Source organism: Acidobacteriota bacterium, from assembly GCA_012729555.1.
Lineage (GTDB): Bacteria > Acidobacteriota > UBA6911 > UBA6911 > UBA6911 > UBA6911.
Genome location: JAAYCX010000011.1, coordinates 1 through 22,683, shown reverse-complemented (window position 1 = coordinate 22,683; position 22,683 = coordinate 1). Strand labels below are relative to the sequence as shown.

19 protein-coding genes are annotated in these 22,683 nt (G+C 67.8%); 11 read left to right on the top strand and 8 right to left on the bottom strand.

The window, feature by feature from the left end; translation table 11 throughout:
* Nucleotides 1-463 precede the first annotated feature (463 nt).
* Nucleotides 464-3,898: a TonB-dependent receptor gene (locus GXY47_02325; GenBank protein NLV29967.1), complete on the top strand. Its 3,435-nt coding sequence runs from the start codon at nt 464-466 to the stop codon at nt 3,896-3,898.
* Between the two features lie 10 nt (nt 3,899-3,908).
* The gene (gene maf, locus GXY47_02320; GenBank protein ID NLV29966.1) at nt 3,909-4,616 is read left to right on the top strand and encodes a septum formation protein Maf; all 708 of its coding nucleotides are present in this window, start codon (nt 3,909-3,911) and stop codon (nt 4,614-4,616) included.
* Here the strand turns inward: maf and GXY47_02315 are convergent.
* The 5 genes from GXY47_02315 to GXY47_02295 are packed head-to-tail and all read right to left on the bottom strand — an operon-like array spanning nt 4,582 to nt 8,781.
* A complete protein-coding gene (locus GXY47_02315; protein NLV29965.1) occupies nt 4,582-5,421 on the bottom strand; it encodes an NAD(+) kinase in 840 nt (279 codons plus the stop codon). The two genes, maf and GXY47_02315, sit on opposite strands and share 35 nt — an antisense overlap.
* Nucleotides 5,422-5,441: 20 nt before the next feature.
* Nucleotides 5,442-6,227, bottom strand: coding sequence for a TlyA family RNA methyltransferase (locus tag GXY47_02310; GenBank protein NLV29964.1), 786 nt, complete (start codon nt 6,225-6,227; stop codon nt 5,442-5,444).
* 6 nt (nt 6,228-6,233) lie between these two features.
* On the bottom strand, nt 6,234-7,118 hold the full coding sequence (locus tag GXY47_02305) for a polyprenyl synthetase family protein (GenBank protein NLV29963.1): 885 nt from the start codon (nt 7,116-7,118) through the stop codon (nt 6,234-6,236).
* 59 nt (nt 7,119-7,177) lie between these two features.
* Nucleotides 7,178-7,417: an exodeoxyribonuclease VII small subunit gene (gene xseB / locus GXY47_02300; protein ID NLV29962.1), complete on the bottom strand. Its 240-nt coding sequence runs from the start codon at nt 7,415-7,417 to the stop codon at nt 7,178-7,180.
* A 23-nt stretch (nt 7,418-7,440) separates the two neighbouring features.
* Complete coding sequence (locus tag GXY47_02295; protein ID NLV29961.1) at nt 7,441-8,781, bottom strand: exodeoxyribonuclease VII large subunit; 1,341 nt, start codon at nt 8,779-8,781, stop codon at nt 7,441-7,443.
* Between the two features lie 250 nt (nt 8,782-9,031).
* Here GXY47_02295 and GXY47_02290 point away from each other — a divergent pair, with 250 nt between their 5' ends.
* Nucleotides 9,032-10,558, top strand: a complete 1,527-nt coding sequence (locus GXY47_02290; GenBank protein NLV29960.1) for a glycosyltransferase — start codon at nt 9,032-9,034, stop codon at nt 10,556-10,558.
* Here the strand turns inward: GXY47_02290 and GXY47_02285 are convergent.
* Nucleotides 10,555-11,196, bottom strand: coding sequence for a nucleotidyltransferase family protein (locus tag GXY47_02285; protein ID NLV29959.1), 642 nt, complete (start codon nt 11,194-11,196; stop codon nt 10,555-10,557). The two genes, GXY47_02290 and GXY47_02285, sit on opposite strands and share 4 nt — an antisense overlap.
* A 10-nt stretch (nt 11,197-11,206) precedes the next feature.
* The gene (locus GXY47_02280) at nt 11,207-13,543 is read right to left on the bottom strand and encodes a xanthine dehydrogenase family protein molybdopterin-binding subunit (protein ID NLV29958.1); all 2,337 of its coding nucleotides are present in this window, start codon (nt 13,541-13,543) and stop codon (nt 11,207-11,209) included.
* Between the two features lie 160 nt (nt 13,544-13,703).
* Here GXY47_02280 and dacB point away from each other — a divergent pair, with 160 nt between their 5' ends.
* From dacB to fsa, 6 genes are all read left to right on the top strand, one after another.
* Complete coding sequence (gene dacB, locus GXY47_02275) at nt 13,704-15,206, top strand: D-alanyl-D-alanine carboxypeptidase/D-alanyl-D-alanine-endopeptidase (protein ID NLV29957.1); 1,503 nt, start codon at nt 13,704-13,706, stop codon at nt 15,204-15,206.
* On the top strand, nt 15,203-15,739 hold the full coding sequence (locus GXY47_02270; GenBank protein NLV29956.1) for a hypothetical protein: 537 nt from the start codon (nt 15,203-15,205) through the stop codon (nt 15,737-15,739). Before dacB ends, GXY47_02270 begins: the two co-directional genes overlap by 4 nt.
* Nucleotides 15,740-15,789: 50 nt before the next feature.
* Nucleotides 15,790-16,332: an ATP-dependent protease subunit HslV gene (gene hslV / locus GXY47_02265; GenBank protein NLV29955.1), complete on the top strand. Its 543-nt coding sequence runs from the start codon at nt 15,790-15,792 to the stop codon at nt 16,330-16,332.
* A 116-nt stretch (nt 16,333-16,448) separates the two neighbouring features.
* Nucleotides 16,449-17,798: an ATP-dependent protease ATPase subunit HslU gene (hslU, locus tag GXY47_02260; protein ID NLV29954.1), complete on the top strand. Its 1,350-nt coding sequence runs from the start codon at nt 16,449-16,451 to the stop codon at nt 17,796-17,798.
* A 32-nt stretch (nt 17,799-17,830) separates the two neighbouring features.
* On the top strand, nt 17,831-18,913 hold the full coding sequence (locus GXY47_02255) for a hypothetical protein (GenBank protein NLV29953.1): 1,083 nt from the start codon (nt 17,831-17,833) through the stop codon (nt 18,911-18,913).
* Between the two features lie 52 nt (nt 18,914-18,965).
* The gene (fsa, locus tag GXY47_02250) at nt 18,966-19,622 is read left to right on the top strand and encodes a fructose-6-phosphate aldolase (GenBank protein ID NLV29952.1); all 657 of its coding nucleotides are present in this window, start codon (nt 18,966-18,968) and stop codon (nt 19,620-19,622) included.
* Here fsa and GXY47_02245 read toward each other — a convergent pair.
* Complete coding sequence (locus GXY47_02245; protein NLV29951.1) at nt 19,619-20,932, bottom strand: bifunctional folylpolyglutamate synthase/dihydrofolate synthase; 1,314 nt, start codon at nt 20,930-20,932, stop codon at nt 19,619-19,621. The genes fsa and GXY47_02245 overlap by 4 nt on opposite strands.
* A 281-nt stretch (nt 20,933-21,213) precedes the next feature.
* On the opposite strand from GXY47_02245, the gene GXY47_02240 reads away from it, so the two are divergent.
* Both GXY47_02240 and GXY47_02235 read left to right on the top strand, forming a co-directional pair.
* Complete coding sequence (locus tag GXY47_02240; protein ID NLV29950.1) at nt 21,214-21,837, top strand: nuclease; 624 nt, start codon at nt 21,214-21,216, stop codon at nt 21,835-21,837.
* 143 nt (nt 21,838-21,980) lie between these two features.
* The gene (locus tag GXY47_02235; GenBank protein NLV29949.1) at nt 21,981-22,568 is read left to right on the top strand and encodes a hypothetical protein; all 588 of its coding nucleotides are present in this window, start codon (nt 21,981-21,983) and stop codon (nt 22,566-22,568) included.
* The last annotated feature ends 115 nt before the right edge of the window (nt 22,569-22,683 follow it).

Sequence of the window (22,683 nt, the reverse complement as noted above, 5' to 3'; positions counted from 1 at the left end):
TCGGCCTCACCCGGCCCGCGCGGCCGCGCGGCGAGGCTCCTTTCTTACGATTTTCCACCCGGCGACGTTCCAAAAAGCGGCGACACGGGACTCTCCCCGGCCGGCGCTTTGCGACGCCCGGCTCCAGATCGAGGGAGTCATTATATACGAGGCGCGCCCGGTTGGGGACATAAAGTGGGGGGAGTTTTTGCCCGCTCCCCGGCCCCTTTCCCGGCCCCTCCCCCGGCAAGGCGGAGCCGGCGGAAGCCGTTTGTCATCCACCTGTTTTTGTGCCAATATTGGCAGCTATCGACAAAGGGTGCGTACAGTGCCACAATATTGCGCGCATCCGGCCGATGCATTCGTTCGCCGCCCGGGAGCCGTCCAGGCAGCCCGACGGGGAGCGAATTCCGAAACATCCGTGAGGAGGTGAGGGGTGACGCGGTTTACCTATCGATCGATCCTTGGACTGCTTTGCGCCGTCTTGGCGGCATCAATCACGTGCATACCGTCGCTGCGGGCCCAGACCGGGTCCGTGCGCCTGGAAGGCATCGTCTGGGACCCTGCGGGGAACCCCATTCCGGGCGCCCTCATGACGGCGGTCGAAAGCGACTCCGGCCATGCCTACGACACCGCCAGCGACAGCGACGGCTATTACCGGTTCCTCGCCCTGCGGCCTGGAGTCTACACCGTCAGCGCGAAAGCGGAGGGCTTCAAGGACGTCGTTCACCGGAACCTGTATCTCCACACCCCCGGCAGCACCCAGGATAACTTCAGCTTCGAGGTTTCCGCGATCGAAACGGACATCGGGCCGAGCGAGCGGATGCGGACGCTCGATTCCGACGTCGCTGTGTCGTTTTCCGGCCGCCAGCTCGAGTCCCTGCCCCTCGTGGACCGCGACCCGCTCGCGCTCGCGCCGCTGCAACCCGGCGTACAGACCAACGGGGGGAACGCGGCTTTTTCGGCCGTCAACGGGATCCGCCCTTCGATGCACGCCGTGCGGCGCGACGGCGTCTCCGTCACCGACCCGGAGGATCCCCGGCTCGGCTTTTCCCTGATGCCGGTGAACATCGACGCGGTGTCGGCATTCCAGGTGGTCACGGCCGGGGCCACGGCCGCGTATGGCGGCTCCGGCGGCGCCCACTTCCTCCTCGACTCCGCCGTCGGCACCCGGGCATGGAGGGGAAGCCTCTACGACTACATCCAGAACGACAACCTGAACGCCAACGAGTTCTTCAACAACGCGCGCGGCATCTCCCGCCCCGAAAACACCCGCCACCTCTTCGGGGGAACCGTTTCCGGCCCGCTGGGCGACCGCACCCGCATCTTCGGGAATTTCGAGGGGAACCGCACGAATCAGCAGATGCAGCGCAACCGGCTCGTGCTGAGCGAGACCGCCAGGACGGGGGTGTTCCGATGGTTCCGCCCCGACGCCACCTCCTTCACCGAGGATGAGGTCCAGAGTTTTGACATCGCGGCGAACGACCCGCGCGGGCTCGGGATCGATCCCGCGGTCGCCGCGCTGATCGCCCGGACCCCGCAGCCCAACAATTTCAACATCGGCGACGGGCTGAACACGGCGGGCTACCAGTTCAACAGCGACGCCTATCTCAACGGGGAGCAGGTCAACGTCCGCGTGGACCACGACCTCGATCCGCGCCATCGCTTTTTCGTCCGTTTCGCGTGGAACCGCACCGAAGCGACCGATACCGGGAGCGCCTCCGAAGCCCCCTTCCCCGGGGAGGAATCGGGCATCCGGAAGACGAACGATTTCAGCATCGTGGCCGGATCGCATTTCACCCTGAATCCCACCATGGTCAATGAACTGCGGGTGGGTTATCAGAGGACCGCCACCGACTACGAGCGCCCGGGGGGTTCCCTGGGGCCGATGCTCGTGTCCAATTCCTGGACCAGCCCGCAGATCACCTCGTTCCCCCGGTCCTACCGCTCCCCGTCCTTTGAAATCAGCGACCACTTCTCCCAGGCCCGGAACATCCACGCGTTCAAGTACGGGGGGGCCGTGCGCCGCACGCGCCTCGGCAGCACCGAATACGACGGCGCCTACCCCAGGATCTCCTTCACCCGGGATTTCGGGAACATCCCCTCCGGAGCCATCGGCCCTTCCGACGCCATGGAGATTTCCGTGGAGGACCGGGAATCTTTTGAATACCTGTACAACGATCTCCTGGGAAGGGTCGGGAGGATCGGCCAGACTTACCAGTCGAACCTCCGGGAGTTCCTCCCCGGAGGCTCCCCCCGGGAGCGCGATTTCGCCCTGCTGGAACTTTCGGCCTTCGTCGAGGACAATTGGAAAATCCGCCGGAACCTGACCCTGAATCTGGGGCTCCGGTACGAGTTCCACACCGTGCCCGAGGAATTGAACGGCATCCAGGGCGTGCTGGACCGGGCGTCGGAGGTCTCCCCTTCGGCCCGCATCTCCGATTTCACGATCCGTCCGGGGGACGGATGGTACTCCGCCCCGCTCGGCAATTTCGCGCCGCGGGCGGGTTTCGCCTGGGACATCTTCGAAACCGGGTCGACCGTCCTCCGGGGATCTTACGGGATCCATTACGACCCCCTGATCATGGGGGCGGCGCGCTTCGTCGACCGGAACAGCCCCGGCCTCTCCAGGAACGTCGCCGTGTACCCCAACGAAAGCGGGACGGACTATCGCCTGAGCGACGAGCTCCCGATGCCCGTGAGGCCGGAAGCACCCGGCCTCGAGCCGGAGGCGGACCGTGCTTCCTCCGTCGCCGTCCTGGACTCCGACCTGTCCACCCCCAGGATCCACCAGTTTCACCTGACTCTCGAGCGGCGCCTGTGGGGGGCCGTTTGGGAAGCCGGATACACCCGCACGCGCGGCAGGGATCTCTTCCAGTACCTGAACCTGAACCAGCCCCGCATCGGGGAGGACTTTCTGCAGGCCTTCAGGGAACTGCAGGCCTACCGGAATTCCGGGGTGCCGGTCCCGGAGTCCAACACCCTGGTCCGGATCTTCGGCACCCCTCTCGACGCCTTCGACGCCCTCAAGGGATTCACTTTCGACAGCGGGCAGGCGGGCGTCGCGGCGGACACCCTGGACCGGGACTATTCCCACCTGTATGCCGACGCGGGGGTCAGCCCCTTTTACCTCCGGAATTTCCCGCAGTTCGACAAGTTCCTTTTCGGCACCAACGCGGCCGAGTCCTGGCACGATGCCCTGCGGCTGGGAATCCGCAAGAGCACCTACAACTATAACCTGAGGGCCTCCTATACCTGGAGCAAATCGCTCGACACCAGCTCCGCCGACGGGTCGGACCGGGTGAGTACCGTGGACGCCTCGAACCCCAAATCGGAAAAGGCGTACAGCGATTTCGACCGCGAGCACGTCCTGAATGTCACCGTGGACTATGCGCTCCCCTTCGGCCGCAACCCGGACAGCGACTACGATTTCCCCGGCTGGGTCAACGCCCTGTTCTCGGGGTGGAACCTGGGCGCGATCGGAACATGGGAAAGCGGCGCGCGTTTCGACGTCACTTCCGGGCTCCAGACCCGGTTCCCGGGGGTCGCCAGCCTGGCCAACCTGGACCGCGAGGGGACCGGGCTGCTGGGCACGCTCTTCACCGAAAACAACACCGTGTACTGGATCGGCCCCGCCACGGCGGAAAAGTTCAGCTACCCCGTTGCCGGCGCCCAGGGCGATTCCGGCCGGAACGCCTTCGTGGGCCCGAAATACTTCAACCTGGACATGGCGCTCCACAAGAGGTTCCACTTCCGCGAAACCCATGCGATCCAGTTCAGGCTGGAGGCCTACAATATCTTCAACAACACCCGCTTCGCCCTGCCGAACAACAACATCGACAGCCCGGGCTTCGGGACCATCACGTCGACGGTGGGAACTCCGCGCCTGCTGCAGGTGGCGCTGCGCTACCAGTTCTAGCGGGCCGGTCATGGCCACGGGACGATCCGCCGGGGACGCCTGCCCGGCTGAACAAACCGGGAAAGAGGGCGGGGGCCGGCGGGAATGGGTCCTGGCCTCCGCCTCCCCGCGGCGGCACGAGATCCTGGCCCGCCTGGGGCTCCGGTTCTCCGTCGACCCGAGCGGCATGACGGAGCCCCCCCGGGACCCGGCAGAATCCCCCGCGGCCTACGCCCTCAGGGTTGCCCGGCTTAAGGCCCGGGAGACGGGCGCGCGGCATCCGGGCGCCCTGGTGCTGGCGGCCGACACCATCGTGGTCCTCGACGACGACATCCTGGGAAAACCGGAAGGGCGCTCCGGGGCGCGCGCCATGCTCGGGCGCCTCGGCGGCCGCTGGCACGAGGTCCTTTCCGGGATCAGCCTGCTCGACACCGCGCGGGGCGCGCTGCACTCGACCTGCGGCCGCGCGCGCGTTCATTTCCGCGCCCTGTCCCGGGAGGAGGTGGAGTGGTACCTCGACACCGGGGAATACCGGGACAAGGCGGGGGCCTACGGCGTCCAGGGGTACGCCGCGCTCTTCATCGACCGGATCGAAGGGTGTTACTTCAATATCGTGGGGTTCCCGGTCGCGGCCTTCGAGGCCCTCTGCCGCGAGGCCGGGGTCGACCTGCGCTCCCACCTCGCCACCGGTCAGGCGGACCCGCCTACCCCCAGCCCAGCTTTTCGCGCAGCAGTTTGAAAAAGTTGTTCCCGAACGGGAGCATCAGCTTCAGGGACGTCCCGGCCCGCCCGATCCGGAGGCAATCCTGGGGCCTGAGCGGCATCCCGACCTGGCCGTCCACCGTGAGATAGACGTCCTGCCCGCGGCGCAGGCACACCCGCAGTTCAAGGCGGTCGGGGATGACGAGCGGCCGGTTGGTGAGGGAATGGGGGCAGATCGACTCGATGATGATGGCGTCCAGGGTCGGGTAAAGGATCGGCCCGCCGGCCGCCAGGGAATAGGCGGTGGATCCGGTGGGGGTGGAGATGATCAGCCCGTCGGACCGCGTCAGGAGCACCGGCTGGGAGTTCGCGCTCACCTCGAGGTCGATGATGCGGGCCAGGGCGCCCTTGTTGATCACCGCGTCGTTCAGCGCCCGGTAACGGGCGATCGACCCTTCGTCCCGGATCACCTCGACGTCGAGAAGCATCCGCTCCTCGATGTCGTAGCGTCCGGCGATCAACTCCTCGAGCGCCGTGTACATCTCGTCCAGCTTGACTTCGGTGAGGAACCCCAGGGATCCCAGGTTGATCCCGATGATGGGCACCCCGCTCGAGCCGATCAGGCGCGCCGCGTGCAGCAGGGTCCCGTCCCCCCCCAGCACGATCAGCGCGTCCACCCGCGCGGCCAGGGTGTCCGGGGAGGCCACGGCGGCATCCACGACGACGTGCTCGGCCGAATCCTGCTCGAGCACCACCTCCACTCCCCGCGCCTCGAGCCAGGGGAGGATCTCGCACACCACGTCCCGCACCCTGGCGTCCTGCTTCTTCAGAACCATTCCCATGCTTCTTATGCGCCGGCTCATCATCGGGATAATAGCCCCTTTGTCCAACGAAGATACAATAAAAACTCGAGGTTCCCCCCGGCGCCGGGCAGCGGGGAAACGGTGTCCCCGACCACGCCGTAGCCGGCGGCGGCCGCAGAGTCCTTTACGGCGCCGAGCGCCCGGGCCCGCACCCCGGGATCCCTCACGATCCCCCCCTTCCCCACCTCCCCCCGGCCCGCCTCGAACTGGGGTTTGACCAGCACGACGACGTCGACCACCCGGGCCTCGTCCGCCCCCGGCTCCGAGGGGGGGCCGGCCGAGTCCAGGGCGCGGCCCAGGGCGGGAAGAATCTTGGTGACGGAAATGAAGGACAGGTCCATGCAGACGAAGGAGACGTCCCCCGGCAGGTCCCCCGGGCCCAGGTTGCGGACATTGAACCGGTCGCGCACGACGACGCGCGGGTCGCTCCGAATCTTCCAGTCCAGTTGCCCTCTGCCCACGTCGAAGGCGAAAACGCGCAAGGCGCCGTTCTGGAGCAGGCAATCGGCGAATCCCCCTGTCGAGGCCCCCAGGTCGGCGGAGACCCGGCCCCGCACCTCGATCCCGAAATGCCCCAGTGCCCCCTCGAGCTTGGCGCCCGCACGGCTCACGTAGGGGAGCCGGCCGAGGATGCGGATCGCGGCCCCCGGGTCCACCTGCTGCCCGGGCTTCCCGATCTTCCGTTCGTCGGCCAGCACCTGGCCGGCCAGGACGAGGGCCTGGGCCCGGTGCCGGCTCTCGGCCAGCCCGCGCTCTACCAGCAGTTGATCGATGCGGCACTTCATGGGAAGTCAGGCCGTGCGCTGGAGGAAATAGCGGGCCAGGGCGCGCAGGGCGTCGGCGCCCCCGTCGAAGCCGCGGATCTCCTCGAGGGCCGAGTCGACCAGTTCCCGCGCCTTGCGCCGGGAGGCATCGATGCCGTAAAGAGCGGGATAGGTCGCCTTCCCCGCCCTGACGTCCTTGCCCGCGGTCTTTCCCAGCGCCTGGCTCGTCGCCGTGACGTCCAGGATGTCGTCCACGATCTGGAACACCAGCCCGATCGCGCTCCCGTAACGGTCGAGCGCCTCCAGTTCCCGGCCCGCGGCGCCGGCGGCCAGGGCGCCCGAGCGGACGCACGCCCGCAGAAGAGCCCCGGTCTTGGAATGATGGATATATTCGAGCGTCTTCGCGTCGAACGGCTTCCCTTCCGACTCGAGGTCGGCCACCTGCCCGCCGATCATCCCGTCGACGGTCCCCGTCGCGCACGCAATTTCCCTCACGATCCGGACCCTGGAGCCGTCGCCGACCCCGGGCAGGTCGGCAAGGAGCTGGTAGCACCGCGTCATCAGGGCGTCGCCGGCCAGGATGGCGATGGCCTCCCCGAATACCTTGTGGCAGGTGGGGAGCCCCCGGCGCAGGTCGTCGTTGTCCAGGGCGGGGAGGTCGTCGTGGATCAGGGAGTAGGTGTGCATCATCTCGATCGCCGCCCCCAGGTGGAGGAGACAGTCGTGGTTCCCGTGCACGCTTTCGCCGGAAGCCAGCACCAGTACGGGGCGCACGCGCTTTCCCCCGGCGAAGACCGAGTGGCGCATCGCCCGGTGAATGATCGAGGGCGCTTCCCCCTCCGCGGGGAGCAACCGGTCCAGGCGGGCGTCGACCTCTGCCCGCGCATTCGAAAAATATTCCTTGATATCCATGGCTTCCATCCGGCGTCCGGCGATGGAACGGGGCCGTTCCACCCGGAATCGCGATAGGTTCAGACTTCGGGGGCTTCCTCGAACGGCGTCGCTTCCATTTCCCCTTCCGGGTTCTTCGCCAGGATCTCGACCTTCCGCTCCGCCTCGTCCAGCTTGGCACTGCAGTAGCGGCTGAGCTTCACCCCCTCCTCGAACAGCTCCAGGGAGCGGTCGAGCGCGAGATCCCCCGCCTCGAGACGGGCGACGATATCCTCGAGCGATTGCAGCGCGGATTCAAAATCCTTGACCTTCGGTTCCATGGCTCCCCTGTCCTCGTTGACGGTTAAAGGTTGACGGCTTCCACCCGGCAGTCCAGTTCCCCCCGCGCCAGGGTGACCCGGACCGGGTCCCCCGGGGCCACGGCCGCGGCGTCCCTGACGATCTCCCCGTTGCGGTCACGGCAGAGGGCGAACCCCCGGCCGAGGATGGCGAGCGGGCTCAGGGCGTGGACCCGGCCCGCGGCGATTTCAAACCGGGACCGCCCCGTCCGGAGCACGCCCGCCACCGCCGCGGCCAGCCGCCGTTGCCCCTCGGCAAGGGTCTCCCGCTCGTGCCGGATGAAGCGGGACAGGTCCACCGACCCGAGGCGCGCCGACAGCACCCGCTCCCTCTGCCGGAGCGCGGAACCGTGGCGCCTCATCGCCTGGCAGAGCCGGAGGTTTCCCTCGTCGAACCGCTGCTGGAGGTCCCGGATCCGGCCCGGGGCCACGGCGAAGGCCCGGCTGCGCGCCAGGCGCTCGACGAGGAGCCGGCGCGTGTCCATCCCCCGCCGCATCGACTGATCGAGCCGGCCGCGGAGCCCCGTCACCCTCCCGAGGAGTTCCTCGCGCGCGGCCGATACCAGCTCGGCCGCGGCCGAGGGGGTCGAGGCCCGCACATCGGCGGCGAAATCGGCGATGGTGAAATCGGTCTCGTGTCCCACCGCGGAGATCAGCGGAAGCCGGCAGCCGTGGATGGCGCGGGCGAGCGTTTCCTCGTTGAAGGCCCAGAGGTCCTCGATCGAACCGCCCCCGCGCCCGACGATCAGGACATCGAGATCGGACCGGCCGTCCAGGCAGCGGATCCCCTCGGCGATCTCCCCGGCGGCCCCCGCCCCCTGGACCCGGGCGGGGTAGATCAGCACGTCGATCGAGGCATTGCGCCGCTTGAGCACCCTCAGCATGTCCCGGATCGCGGCCCCGGTGGGGGAGGTCACGATCCCCACCTTCCGTGGGAGGATCGGGAGCGGCTTCTTACGGGCCTGGTCGAACACCCCCTCCAGGAGGAGCTTCTCCTTCAGCCGCTCGTAGGCCAGCTGGAGGGACCCCTGCCCCACCGGCTCCATGTATTCGGCGATGAACTGGTAGTCGCCGCGCGGTTCGTACACGCCCAGCCGGCCGCGCACGATCACCTCCATCCCGTCCTCGGGGCGGAACTTGAGGTACATGTTGTGGTTGCGGAAGCAGGCGGCCCTGATCTGGGCCCTCCCGTCCTTGAGGGAAAAATAGAGATGGCCGGAGGAATGGCGCTTGAAATTCGAAATTTCCCCCTGGATCCAGAGAATGCCGAACTGATCCAGGGAGCGTTTGATCTCGGCCGTCAGTTCATAAACGCTGAATATTTTCCGCTGCTCCGTCGCATCCACCGCTTCTGTTTATCACGAAGAGGCGGGGGAGACAACAGGAGGATTCCGATCCGCCCGCATTCGCCTCTGAAAGAGGGAAGGCGGGCGATTACAATGAATTACAATTAAAAACAATTGAGTGACAACCCCCCGGGGAGCCCGGTCCAAGATAGCGCCTTTATACGGGGAGATTTGTATGCACCTGTTCGGCCCGCAGCTATCCGATTATGAAAAATTCGTCCAGACCGGGAACATCTCCTATCTCTACGAGATGAACGGTTTCGACCTGACGATCGTCATCGCCTATTTCACCGTCCTGGCGATTCTGAGCTTCTACGGCCTGCACCGCTACAAGATGGTGTTCCTGTACCGCAAGCACCGCAAAAGGGTCACCGAGCCGCTCGCCCGCTTCACCGAACTCCCCCGGGTCACCGTGCAGATCCCCTCCTACAACGAGATGTACGTCATCGAACGCGTCATCGACGCCGTCTGCGCCTTCGACTATCCCCCGGACAAACTGGACATCCAGGTCCTGGACGACTCCACGGACGAAACACGCCGGATCGCCCGCGACGCCGTCGAACGCTGGAGCGAAAAGGGGGTGGACATCCGGTACATCCACAGGAAGGACCGGACCGGCTTCAAGGCGGGGGCGCTCGAAAACGGGCTCCGCACGGCGAAGGGGGAGTTCGTGGCCGTCTTCGACGCCGATTTCGTCCCCAACCCCGACTTTCTCCAGAAATCGATCCACCACTTCACCGATCCCGGGGTGGGGATGGTGCAGGGACGCTGGGAGCACCTCAACCGCGACCACTCCTTCCTCACCAGGACCCAGGCGATCTTCCTCGACGCCCATTTCATGCTCGAAAGCTACACGCGCTACCTGAGCGGGCGGTTTTTCAACTTCAACGGCACGGCCGGCATCCTGCGCCGGAAGGCGATCGAGGACGCCGGGGGATGGGAGCACGACACCCTGACCGAAGACCTCGATCTGAGCTACCGGGCCCAGATGAAAGGGTGGCGCTTCGTCTTCCTCCCCGACCTGACGGTCCCGGCCGAACTGCCGGTGGAAATCAACTCCTTCAAGACCCAGCAGTGCCGCTGGGCCAAGGGGGCCATGCAGACCGGGAAGAAGACCCTCCCGCACGTTCTGCTGGGGAAGTTCACGAGGGGGCAGAAACTGGAGGCCTGGTACCACCTGACCGGGAACATCACCTACCCGCTGATGGTGGTCCTGGCGCTCCTTCTCTGCCCGGCCATGATCATCCGCTACAACCAGGGGTGGTTCGAGCTGGTCACCATCGACCTCCCGCTCTTCATCCTCTCCTTCAGCAGCGTCACCACCTTCTATATCGTGTCGCAGAAGGCGCTGCACAGGGACTGGCCCAGGCGCATCCTCTACCTCCCCGGGCTGATGGCGGTGGGGATCGGCATGACCATCCCGGGATCCAAGGCGGTTCTGGAGGGGGCGCTGGGGATCCAGTCCCCCTTCGTGCGCACACCCAAGTTTTCCGTGGACGCCCGCGGGGGCGAGTGGATGAGCAAGAAATACCGCTGCGATATCGGGGTCCTGACCCTGGTGGAGATCCTCTTCGGCGCCTGGTTCACCTTCGTGATCGTCTACGCCTGGAACTCCGGCATCTACGCCGTCATCCCGTTCCTGTTCCTCTTCCAGTTCGGCTACCTGTACATGGGGCTGTGGGCCATCGCCCAGAGCCTCAAACGTTCCGTGCTGGGGGAGGCCTTCGAACGCCTGATCGGCTCGCCCGGGGCGAATCGCATGACGGGCATCGACTAACCCTTCGCCGCGGCGACGGCCGTCTCCACGTCGTCGCCGGTCAGGGCCCGGTAGTCCGCCGGGGTATCGACATCCTCGACGGCGCCCGTCTCCCCGGTCGGCACCAGGGCCATGGCCGCGCGGTGCCGGAGGAGGATGCCCTTGGGCCCCTTCTCGAGCGGGGCTTCCATGAACTCCCCGAAGAGCGCGCGGTGGAAAATGGCCGGGTGCCCCCGCCGGTCGCCGTACAGGGGGCAGGTGACCGGGGCCCCGGTGGCCAGAAACCGCTCGGCCAGGCTGCGCACCAGGCGCGCCGATACCGCGGGCTGATCGACCGGCCAGATCATGGCGCCGAGGCAGCCCGGATCGAGCCGCTCCAGCGCCAACTGGATCGAGGAGAGCTGGCCCCGGCCCGGGTCGGGGTTCCGGAGGATCTCCACCGTCCACTCGCGAACGGCCGGTTCGATGTCGGCGGCCGCGCCGCCGAGGACGACGACGGGACGCGCGAGCCCCACCTGCCGCAGGGTCCCCAGGATATGCGTCAGGAAGGTCTCCCCGCCCAGAGGGAGGAGGGCCTTGGGATAGCCCATTCTCGTGGAATCCCCGGCGGCGAGCACCACGGGGACGATCGACTCGAAAGACGCCGGGATCGTGTCCATGGGATCGGCCCTATGCCTTGCCCAGCGCCTTGAGCACCTTGTCGGGCGTCGCCGGTGGGTCCACCCACCTGCCGATCGCGTTCTGGATGGCGCAGATCACCAGGTGCGTGTTCGCCAGGCTGTGGCTGATTCCGTTGGAGCCGTAGGCGGCGTTCCCCGCCCGCGTCTCGACGAGCTCCTTGTCCACGCGCGGCATGTCCAGCATGCCGACCTTGCGGTAGTCGAGCATGTTGGCGTTGAGCTTGACCCCGGTCGCCCGGTCGTAGAAGAAATCCTCCTGGAGCTGGCAGCCCGCGCTGAAATCCATGACCTGGTCGATCTGGCTCTCGAGCGAGGTCCGGCGGATCACCTTGCCGGTGTCGGCCACCACCCCGAACCTGAGGATCTCCACCTCCCCGGTCTCGAGGTCGACGGCGACCTCGCACATCGCGACGTTCATCGTGTCGAGCAGCTTTCCCATGCCGACGGCCCAGAGCGCGGTCGGGGGCCGGCCCGAGTAGGTCGCGAACAGGTGCGCCCCCTGGGTCGCCCGGGCGAGCGGCACCGATCGTTCCGGGTCGGACTTGACGTAGACGTTCCCGTCCTTCATATCCAGGTCCTCGGGCGCAAAGCCCTTCAGGGGACTCGGCTCCGCTTTCGCCGGCGCTCCGAAACCGGCCGGGGCCGGGGGATTTTCCGCGTTGCGGCTCGCGGTTTCCAGGATCTGCCGCTTCAGGCGATTGGCGCACTCCTTCGTGACCCAGGCGGAGGCCGTGGTGCCGTCGCTGCCGCCTCCCACGGGGGCGAAAACCTCCCGGGGGTCGAAATCGATGCTGACGTCCTCGTACCGGAGGCCGAGCTCCTCGGCGACCACCATGGCATTCCCCTCGACGGCATAGATGCCGGTGCAGGGTCCCTGGGTCGGCATGTGTACCTTCCCGTCGCGCAGTTCCAGTTTCGAGTTGTATCCGGAGAAGGAGTGCCGGGGGCACATCTGGTAACGGAATCCGGCGCCGTGCATCCGCCCGTCGGGGAGCTTCTTCTCCCCCGTGCCGTGCCACTTCCAGTTCATCAACCTTTTTCCGGCCTCGATGCACGCCTGGTAGCTGGGCACGGGGTCGGGATCCGTCTGGCTCGTGGGTCCGTGCAGATTGAGCGTGGCGATATCGATCGGGTCCTTTCCGAGCTTCTCGGCGATCAGCTGGATGGCCACGGTCAGTGAATCCCAGTTGAAGGGGCAATGCTGGCCGCTGGTGTACATCCGTCCCCGGTTGCTGTTGACGACCTCCATGACCTGCCGGATGTTCAGGCACCGGGTCGTGACGTAGGGGCCGTAGCCCTGGTCCCCCGAGGTGCCGAGGGTGGAAACCGGGGGGACGCCGGCGTCGGATATGGAGAAATCGTCGATCGCCGTGATCCGGCCGTCGCTCCGGAATCCCACCTTCACGTGCATGAAGCGCTCGTTCATGTTGAAGTCGTACATCTCCCGGCGCAGCAGCGTCATCCGGACCGGCCGTCCCGTCCTCCGGGCGAGCAGCGGCGTGATCTGCTGCGATTTCCGGAGGCCCCAGTCGCAGTACCTGCCCCCCTGGAACAGCCCTTCCTGCTTCACTTTCTCGGGCGGGAGTCCGTACATGCGCCCGACGGCGTCCTTCCCCCCGCTGGCGGTCCAGACGGCGCCCTCTATGTGCAGGCTCGGCCGCTCCGGGTCGTGATAGGGATCTTCGTACCAGCGGGAAACCGACGCGGGGGGGTTCGGCATGTGGCCGCAGAAGGCGGGCATGTAGAAGTCGTATTCGACCACCTGGTCGGCCTCCCGGAAGCCGGCCTCGACGTCCCCCTGGCTGGCGCTGACCACCGTCACATTCCCCCTGCCCTGGGCGTTGGGCCGGATAACCGGCGCGTCCGGCTTCCTCCCCTCCCGGATCTCCACGACGTGCGGGAGCACTTCCCATTGGGGGTTGAGGGCCTTGAGGGCCTCGTCGCAGAGCTCCGCGCTTTCGGCCACGACGATCACCGCCACCTCGTCGTCCTCCATGTCGGCGACATTGTCGACCCAGGCCGCCTGCGCCCCCCCGGGGCCCCGGCCGCCGCGGCCGCCGAAATTCTTCAGGTCCTCGTCTTCCCATGTCAGCACGTCGACGACGCCCGGGATCCTCTTGGCCGCCTCGACGTCGACTTTCCTCACGACCGCGTTCGCATGAGGGCTCCGGAGGAACTTGGCCTCCAGCATGCCGTCGTAAACGTAGTCGGCGCCGTATTTGGCCATCCCCGTGGCCAGCGCGTAGGACAACTTGCCGGGCAGGTTGGGTTTGCCGACGACCCGAAACCCCTCTCTCTGTCCGTTGACTCCCGCCGTATCCGCCATCCCGCCTCCTCCCGTCGATCCCCCGGCGAGACGCTCACCGGGGAGGCCTGCGTGCGGGCTGAGTGTGGCATTTGTTCCGGACGGCATGCAAGCATTTATTGGCTGGTCTTTCGGGGCGCAAAGGGGACACGGGTGACTGTCCCCATGTTACAATCGCCCTATGAGATGTCTGCCGCGCCTGTCCCGTTCATGGTCCTGTCTCGTCCTGGCGGCGGCGCTGGTCGCCCCGGCCGCCGCCGCGGAAGGGGTCGAACCGCTGCGCGCGGAACTGGAGGCCATTTTTGCCGATCCCCGTCTCCGCGAGGGGCAGTGGGGGGTGGAGGTGGTTTCGCTCGACCGCGGCGAAACGGTCTACGGCAGGAACGCCCACAAGCTCCAGGTCCCCGCCTCCAACATGAAGCTCCTGACCGCCGCCGCGGCCCTGCTGAAGCTGGGTCCCGACTACCGGTTCAGGACCGGCCTCTCGGCCGATGGCCCTGTCCGCGACGGCCGCCTCGAGGGGAACCTGATCGTGGCGGGGTCGGGCGACCCCTCCAGTTCCTCGCGGATTCCGCCCGGAGACCCCTTTCACCCCTTCCGCCTGTGGGCCGCGAAGCTCCGCGAAATGGGGATCCGGGCCATCGGCGGAGACATCGTGGCGGGGGGGGGCCCGCTCCCCGCGCCCGCCCACGGAAGCGGCTGGGCCTGGGACGACCTGAAGATGGGGTACGCGGCCGGGGTGAGCGCGCTGCAGTTCAACGAAAACATGGTGGCGATCCGGGTCTCCCCCGGGCCCGCCGTCGGCGCTCCCCCCTCGGTCGCCGTGGACCCCTATCTGGGCTATCCGGCCGTCTTCACCGAAATGGTCACGGCCTCCCGCTCGGCCCGTCCGCGCATGGAAATCGCCGACGGCGACGGGGGGGACGCCATCACCGTGCGCGGTACGATCCCGCTCGGCGGGGCCCCCCTGGAGCGCACCGCTTCGGTGAAGCGCCCGGTGCTCTACTACCTCTCGGCCCTCCGGCACGCGCTCGGCCGGGAGGGGATCGATGTCTCCAGCTGCGCCGTCAGGGAGGGGGGTGTCCCCTCCCGCCCGCTCTGGACCCACCAATCGCCCCCCCTGTCCGAACTCCTCGCCCCGATCCTGAAGCAGAGCCTCAACCTCCCGAGCGAGACCCTCCTGCGCGCGCTCGGCATGGAGTTCGGGGGGGAGGCGTCCGCCGCCCGGGGGATCGAGATCGTGGAGGACACCCTCGAGGCGGCCGGGATCCCGAAAAAGGACTACGCCTGCGCGGACGGGTCCGGGCTCTCCCGGATGAACCTGGCGAGCCCCCGCACCCTGGTGCGGGTCCTGGGGCACATGCACCGTCATCCCCGGTTCCGGATCTTTTACGACGCCCTTTCCGTCGCCGGCGTCGACGGCACCCTGGAGACCCGGCTGCGGGGGACCGCGGCGGCCGGCAACGTCCGCGCCAAGACGGGCACCCTTTCGGGCGTTTCCGCCCTCAGCGGGTACGTGCGGAGCGCCGACGGCGAGCTGTTCGCCTTTTCCATGATCGCCGGAAACTTCCTGGCTCCCGTCAGGACGGCCGAGGAGGTCCAGGACCGGGCGCTCCTGCGGCTGGCCTCCTTCCGCCGCGGGCCCGGCCCGGGCGCGGAGCCGGAGATACGGAGGGACCGATGATGCCCTGGATCGTGCTTCTGTTTCAACTGGCCTCGGCCCCGCCCCCGCCCGGCTCCGCGGCGATGGAGCGGAGCGCCTTCTTCGCCTTCGCCGACCGGGAATACATCTTCACCGTGGAAATGGTGAAGCCGGGGATCCCCCTGCTGAACTTCGTGTCGATGGCCGAACGGGACGCGCGCCTCCTGGCCCGGAACGTGCGCCTCGAGGTCGGAAACCGGAAGGCCGCCTGCCGCCTGCTGGCCGTGGAAGCGGGCGACTTCCAGCAGCCCATGAAGGTCCCCGCCCTGACCATGCACCCGCGCTCCTCCTTCGGGGTCCGCCTGGAGGGGGACTTCGGCCGGGAGGTCGAACTCCACGGCGCCTCCATCAGGATCGGAGACGAGGATTTCCAGCTGGCCCCCCTGTCCCGCCAGGAGTTCGAAGCTCTGGTGCTGCGGGTGAACCGGCTGAATCTCGGGTCGCCCGATTTCAGCGAGGACTGGCGGGTGCTCGGACTCGAGCCGCTGGGAAGGCGCACGGGGAGGCGCCCATGAGCCCCGCCCGCTTGTACTTTCACCCGGGGCTGGTATACTGCCCGTCTATGATGCCGCGAGACAGCGCCTTTCACGGGACCACCATTCTGCTGATCCGGAAGGGGAACCGCACGGTGATCGCCGGGGACGGCCAGGTCACCCTGGGGGATACCGTCGTCAAGAAGAGCGCGCGCAAGATCCGCCGCGTCTACAACGACCGCGTCCTGGTCGGTTTCGCGGGCGCCACGGCCGACGCCTTCGCCCTCTTCTCCCGGCTCGAGGCCAAACTCGAACAGTTCCAGGGCAATCTCAGCCGGGCGGCGGTGGAACTGGCCCAGGAATGGCGCACCGACCGGGCGCTGCGCCACCTGGAAGCCTTCCTGCTGGCGACCGACGGAAAGGCCGTTTTCCTGATTTCGGGAACGGGCGACGTCATCGAACCGGACGACGGCATCCTCGCCGTCGGCTCGGGCGGCGTTTACGCCCTGGCGGCGGCGCGCGCCCTGCTGCGCCACAGCAAGCTGCCCGTCGTCCGGATCGCCGGCGAAGCGCTCAGGATCGCGAGCGAGATATGCGTGTTCACCAACAGTGAAATCATCGTCGAGGAATTGTAGCCGGCGGCCGGACGCCGGGCCGCCCTCATCCTCCTTTATCGGGCATATTCGGGAAACGGAATTCCATGCAGAAGAGGTCGACGGGCCGCAAGCGGCCTACCCGCGGCCTGGACGAAATGTCGCCCAGGGAAATAGTGAGCGCTCTCGACCGCTATGTCGTCGGTCAGCAGGCGGCCAAGAAGGCGGTGGCCATCGCCCTGCGCAACCGGGTCCGCCGGCAGAAGCTGGACGAGGAGATGGCCGAGGAGGTGATGCCCAAGAACATCATCATGATCGGACCGACCGGAGTGGGCAAGACCGAGATCGCCCGCCGCCTCGCGCGGCTGGCCAACTCCCCCTTCCTGAAGGTGGAGGCGACCAAATTCACCGAACTGGGGTATGTCGGGCGCGACGTGGAATCGATGGTGCGCGACCTGGTGGAGATCGCGGTGGACATGGTCCGCGGGGAGAAGATCGACGAAATCGAGGGGAAGGCGCAGCAGAACACCGAGGAACGTCTCCTCGACCTCCTGCTCGAGACCCTCGAGAGCGTCCCGGGGGAGAAGAGCCCCCTCGGCGACGGCAGGGACCTGGCCAGGCTGGAGAAGGCGCGCGAAAGGCTGCGGCGTCAGCTGCGGGCGGGAAAACTGGAACAGCGCATCGTCGAACTGGAGGTGCGCGAACACCCCGTCAGCCCCGTCGCCTTCCAGTTCCTCGAGGGCTCCAGCCTGGAGGAACTCCAGTTCAACATGAGGGACCTCCTCTCGGGCCTGGCCGAACAGAAGGCTCGAAAGCGCCGCATGCCCGTGGAGGAGGCGGCCGAATACATCATGCAGGAGGAGGAGCAGAAGCTGGTCGACAATGAGCAGGTCGCCCGGCAGGCGCTCGACCGGGCGGAGCAGAACGGGATCCTCTTCCTCGATGAAATCGACAAGATCGCCGGCCGGGAGGCGGGTCACGGCCCCGACGTCAGCCGCGAGGGGGTGCAGCGCGACATCCTCCCCCTCGTCGAGGGAACGACCGTCAGCACGCGCTACGGCATGGTCCGGACCGATCACATCCTCTTCATCGCCGCGGGCGCTTTTCACATAGCCAAACCGACCGACCTCATCCCGGAGCTCCAGGGACGCTTCCCCATCCGGGTGGAGCTCTCGGCCCTCGGGGAGGACGATTTCGTCCGCATCCTGAGGGAGCCCAGGAACTCCCTGGTCAAGCAGTACATCGCCCTGCTCGGCACCGAGGGGCTGAGGCTCAGCTTCGCCGACGACGCGCTCGCCGAAATCGCGCGGTTGGCCTGCACCGTGAATGAAAAAACCGAAAACATCGGGGCGCGCCGTCTGCACACCATCATGGAAGCCCTGCTAGAGGATTATTCCTTCTCGGGGAAGCAGCGCAAACCGAAGAGCGTCCGGATCACGGCGGCCTACGTCCGCCGGAAGCTGGAGAACATAGCCCGGGACCAGGACCTCACCCGGTACATCCTCTGACCCCCATGCGAACCCGATGCGGCTGTCATTCCATGCGGACCAGGGCGGCGGCCGCCGCCCTCCTGGCCCTCCCCCTCATCGGGTGCGCCCGGATCGCCGACCCGCAACCGCCGCTGGTGCGCATTCCGGCCGCCGCCTCGGACCTCGCGGCGCGCCAGGCGGGGATGGAGGTGGTGCTCGAAATCACCCTCCCGGAGCGCAACACCGACGGATCGGCCGCCTCGACGGCGCGGGCGGACGTGTTCCGGATCACCGAAACGGCCCCCCACCCGCACCCCCTTCCGGGGAGGGAATTTCTGCGGCTGGCCGCGCGCGTCCTTTCCGTCCCGAGGGAGCGGTTCGAGCTCCACGCGGACGGCGGGAAGCTGGTGCTGCGCCACCCGGTCCCCGCGGGCCCGGCCGGCTACCCCCCCCTCCGGTACGCCGTCGCTTTCGTCAATGCCGGGGGTCGGGCCGCCGGGCTCAGCAACCAGGTACGGATTCAGCCGGTCCCGGTTCCGGAGGCGCCGCCGGGGGTCTCGGCGGAGACGACCGAAAGCGCGGTCCTGGTCCGGTGGGCGCCCCCGCCGCTGAACATGGACGGAACCGGCCCGCCCCGGATCGCCGGGTACCAAATCTACCGGTCCGAGGACCCGGAGCGATTCCCCGAAGCCCCCCTCGGCGCGGTCCCGGAGGGGCTCACCACCTTCGCGGACCGGGAGTTCGAGTTCGACCGGACCTACCACTACGTCGTGCGCGCGCTGGCGCCCGCCGGCGGGGCGGCCGCCCTGGGGGCCCCCTCGGGGGCGGCGGCGGTCGCCACCCGGGACACCTTCCCGCCGCTCCCCCCGGAGAATCCGAGCGCCCTCGACGAGGGGGAGGATGTCGTGCTGCTCTGGACCCCCTCCCCTTCCCCGGACGTGGCCGGCTATCGCGTCCTGCGCCGCGCGGACGGGGGCGAGTTCGCCCCCGTCACCGGGGAACTGGTCCGCGTCCCCGCCTACCGCGACATCGGGGCGGGCGGGAGGGGATACGAGTATGCCGTCCGTGCGGTCGACGCCCGGGCGAACGAGAGCCCGGCGGCCCGGGCCGCGAGGTCCGCCCCCCGGGTTCCCTCCGCGGGCGATATCTGGTAGGCTCATGGGGCACCCGTGCATTGGAATCTTTTCCTGATGAGGAGTGGAGAGTATGAAATTTTTTCTGGATACCGCCAATATCGATGAAATCCGCGAAGCGGCCGAATACGGCCTCATCGACGGGGTCACGACCAACCCCTCGCTCGTCAGCAAGGAGGGGCGCAGCTTCAAGGACATCATCACGGAAATCGCGGGCATCGTCGACGGCCCCATCAGCGCCGAGGTCGTCAGCACCGATGCCGCGGGGATGCTGCGCGAGGCCTACGACCTGGCGAAGATCCACGAGAACATCGTGATCAAGATCCCGATGATCAAGGAGGGGATGAAGGCGCTGGGGCGGCTCTCCGCGGACGGGATCCGGACCAACGTCACCCTCGTCTTCAGCTCCAACCAGGCGCTCGTGGCGGCCAGGCTCGGCGCCACCTACGTCTCCCCCTTCGTCGGCCGCTTCGACGACATCAGCCAGGTGGGGATGGAGGTGGTAGCCGATATCGCGCAGATCTTCTCCAACTACGACTTCGAAACGCAGATCCTGGTGGCCAGCTGCCGCAACCCGCTGCACATCCGCGAGGCCGCCCTTCTCGGCGCCCACGTGGCCACCATGCCCTACGGCGTGCTCGAACAGCTCCTGAAGCACCCGCTGACCGACATCGGGCTCGCGCGCTTCCTGAAGGATTGGGAAAAGGTGGCCCGGGCCGGAAAAGCCTAGCCCGCCCGTCTCCGGGCCGAAGCCTGGACCGCCGGCAGGAGCTCCCCCACCAGGTAGAGCGAACCGGTGACGACCACGAGCCCCCCCGGGGGACAGGAGGCCCAGGCCGCGGCGAGCGCCCGGTGCATGTCGGCATGGGCCTCCATGCGCGGCCGGTGCCTGGGGTGCATGGCGGCGATGTCGGCCGGGTCGGCCGAACGGGTGTTGACCAGCGGGGTGAGGTGGAGGCGGGTGGCGGCGGGAAAGAGGATCCGGCCGACCTCGCGGATGTTCTTGTCCCGCACCGCGCCGAAAACCATGTGGATCTCCCGCTCCCGCCTCTCCGAGAGCGCCTTGCGGAGCAGGGCCGCCGCCTCGGGGTTGTGGGCCCCGTCGAGGAGGGTGCGCCGCACGGCCCGGTACTCGTCGAGCCGCCCCTCCCAGCGCGTCCGGCCGAGTCCCTTGCGGATCACCCCGATCCCGAGGGGAAACGCCCGCTGGGTCCGGAGCGCCATGACGGCCAGGGCCGCGTTGTGCGCCTGGTGCTCTCCATGAAGCCCGGGGGCCAGCGCGGGGATCCTCCCCTCCGGGGTTTCGAGGTCGAAGCGAAAACGCCCCCCCCTCCCCTCGAGCCCGCGGATCGCGAAATCGCGGCCGAGTTCCAGAAGCGGGGCGCCGACCGCTTCCGCCCGGGCGCGCACCACCCTCCTCGCCGCGGGATCGAGGCAGCCGGAAATCGCGGGAACCCCTTCCTTGATGATGCCGGCCTTTTCGCGCGCGATTCTGCCGACGGTCCGGCCGAGATAGTTCTGGTGGTCGAGCGCCACCCCCGTGACCACGCTGACGATGGGGCGCACGACGTTGGTGGCGTCGAGCAGTCCCCCAAGCCCCACCTCCATGACGGCAACCTCCACCTTCCGCAGGGCGAAATGCAGGAAGGCGGCGCAGGTGAGAAACTCGAAGGTGGTCAGGGGGCGGTCGATGACCTTCCGCGCCTCGAGGTCCTCCTCCGCCCTGCGGATGCGGGTGGACAGGCGGGCGAAGGCGGCCGCCGCGATCGGCTCCCGGTCGACGCGGATCCGCTCCTCGACCCGCACCAGGTGGGGCGAGGTGTAGAGCCCCGTTCTCCTCCCCGCGTGGCGCAGGACCGATTCGGCCATGGCGGCCACGCTCCCCTTGCCGTTGGTCCCGGCGATATGGATCACGGGGTATTTTTCGTGGGGGTCGCCCAGCAGCTGCATCATGGCCAGGGTGCGGTGCAGCCCGAGGTGCATCATCTGCACCTCGTTCCCCTTGCCGGCAAGGTAATCCAGGGTCTCTCGATGGTTCATGGGAACAGGGGGAAGCGCGCGGCTCCCGAAAAAGGATGGCGGATTCGGCGACGGCTCCCGCCGCGCGGATTCGGGCCGGTCAGGGGTCTCCAGTCAACCGGAAGCGGCACCCCGCCGCCCCGGGGATGCATTATAGTCCAGATCCGGGGGAGCGACCAGAGGCCTCCCGGGGTTTCGAAGTGTACGGTAAGGACCCGCCCCCCTGATGCCGATAGGACTCATGGGCTGTTCCTGTAACAGGGTACGACGGACGCACTTCCGCTTTTCACGGAGCCACTTCCATGCCGAAACCATCCGTTCCTCATCTCCTCCGTCCCGGCCGGGTACGGTATTCCCTCCCCTTGCTGCTCCTTCTCCTGCTCCCGTTCGCGGCCGCCCTCCCCCCCGCCTTCCGCGCCGAATGCACCCGGATCGTGGACGGGGACACCATCGACGTCGCCCACGCCGGAGAAACCGTCCGGATCCGCCTCGAGGGGATCGACTGCCCGGAGCGTGACCAGCCGTTCGCCGAGGAGGCCAGGGCCCTGACCGCCCTCCTCGTCGAGGGGAAGACGGTGGAGGTGATCGCGAAGGAGAAGGACGCCTACGGGCGCACGGCCGCCAGGGTGTTCGTCGACGGGCGGGACCTCTCGGCCGAACTGCTGAAGGCGGGGCTGGCCACCCACTACCGAAAGTACAACTCGGACTGGCTGCTGGCCTCGCTCGAGCGGCAGGCCCGGGCCGAAGGGGCCGGCATGTGGGGGACGGCGCCCGCCCCCGCCGTCTACCACGGCAATGTCGGGAGCCGGGTGTTTCACTCCCCCGCCTGCCCCCACTACGACTGCCCCGACTGCACCCGCCGGTTCGGGTCGAGGGAAGAAGCCCTGGCCGCGGGCTTCCGCCCCTGCGGCCGCTGCAGCCCCTGACCGCCGGGACGCTGCCGCCGCCGCCCGACGGGACCGCCCCGCCCGGGAAAACGGGAAACATACGCTACGTCCCCCTTTTTCCCGCCATCGGTGGTAGAATCCCTCCGTGGGCCGTTCGGGCCCGGGATTACGGGAAGAGGACCATGGAGATCACTCAGAAGCGCTTTTCAAACCGGGCCACCTTCGGGTTCGGCGAAGCACGGCTGGCCTACACCATCAGCGACCCGAGCGGCAGCCGCTCCTTCACCATCGAATACGGGTACATCCCGACCGACGTCGGCGAGCTGGAGGAGCGGGCGCCCTGGCTGCGGGACGCGGGGATATTCCTGGGCGCACTCGGCCTGCTCCTGACGGGGGTGCAACTCGCGCTCGGGCAGCCGCCCGCGGCCCTGGTCTGGCTCCCGATCGGGGCCCTTGCCCTTGTCGCCTACCGCGTCCTGAGAGCGCGCTTCACCGTCATCCCCACCGAAATGGGCCGCATCTTCGTCCTCAGGGACGCCCGCCACGACGAGGTGATGGAACAGCTGGACCGGCGCCGGATGGCCCAGTGGCGCCAGTGGTACGCGGAAGTCGACCTCGACAACGACCCCGACAGCGAAATGGACAAGTTCGACTGGCTCCGGGAGCGTAACGTCATTTCCGAGGCGGAGTACCGGGAGGCGATGAAGGCCATCGCGCTGTACCACGACCTCGAGCCGGAGAGCGTCGGCGACGACCCCCTCGTCCACTGAGCCCCGGACTCCCGCCCGGGCGACAAAAGGCCCGAAGACCTGAACCTGATTTTTCCTGGTTGCAAGTGGTGGGCGGTACTGGATTTGAACCAGTGGCCCCCGGTGTGTAAGACCG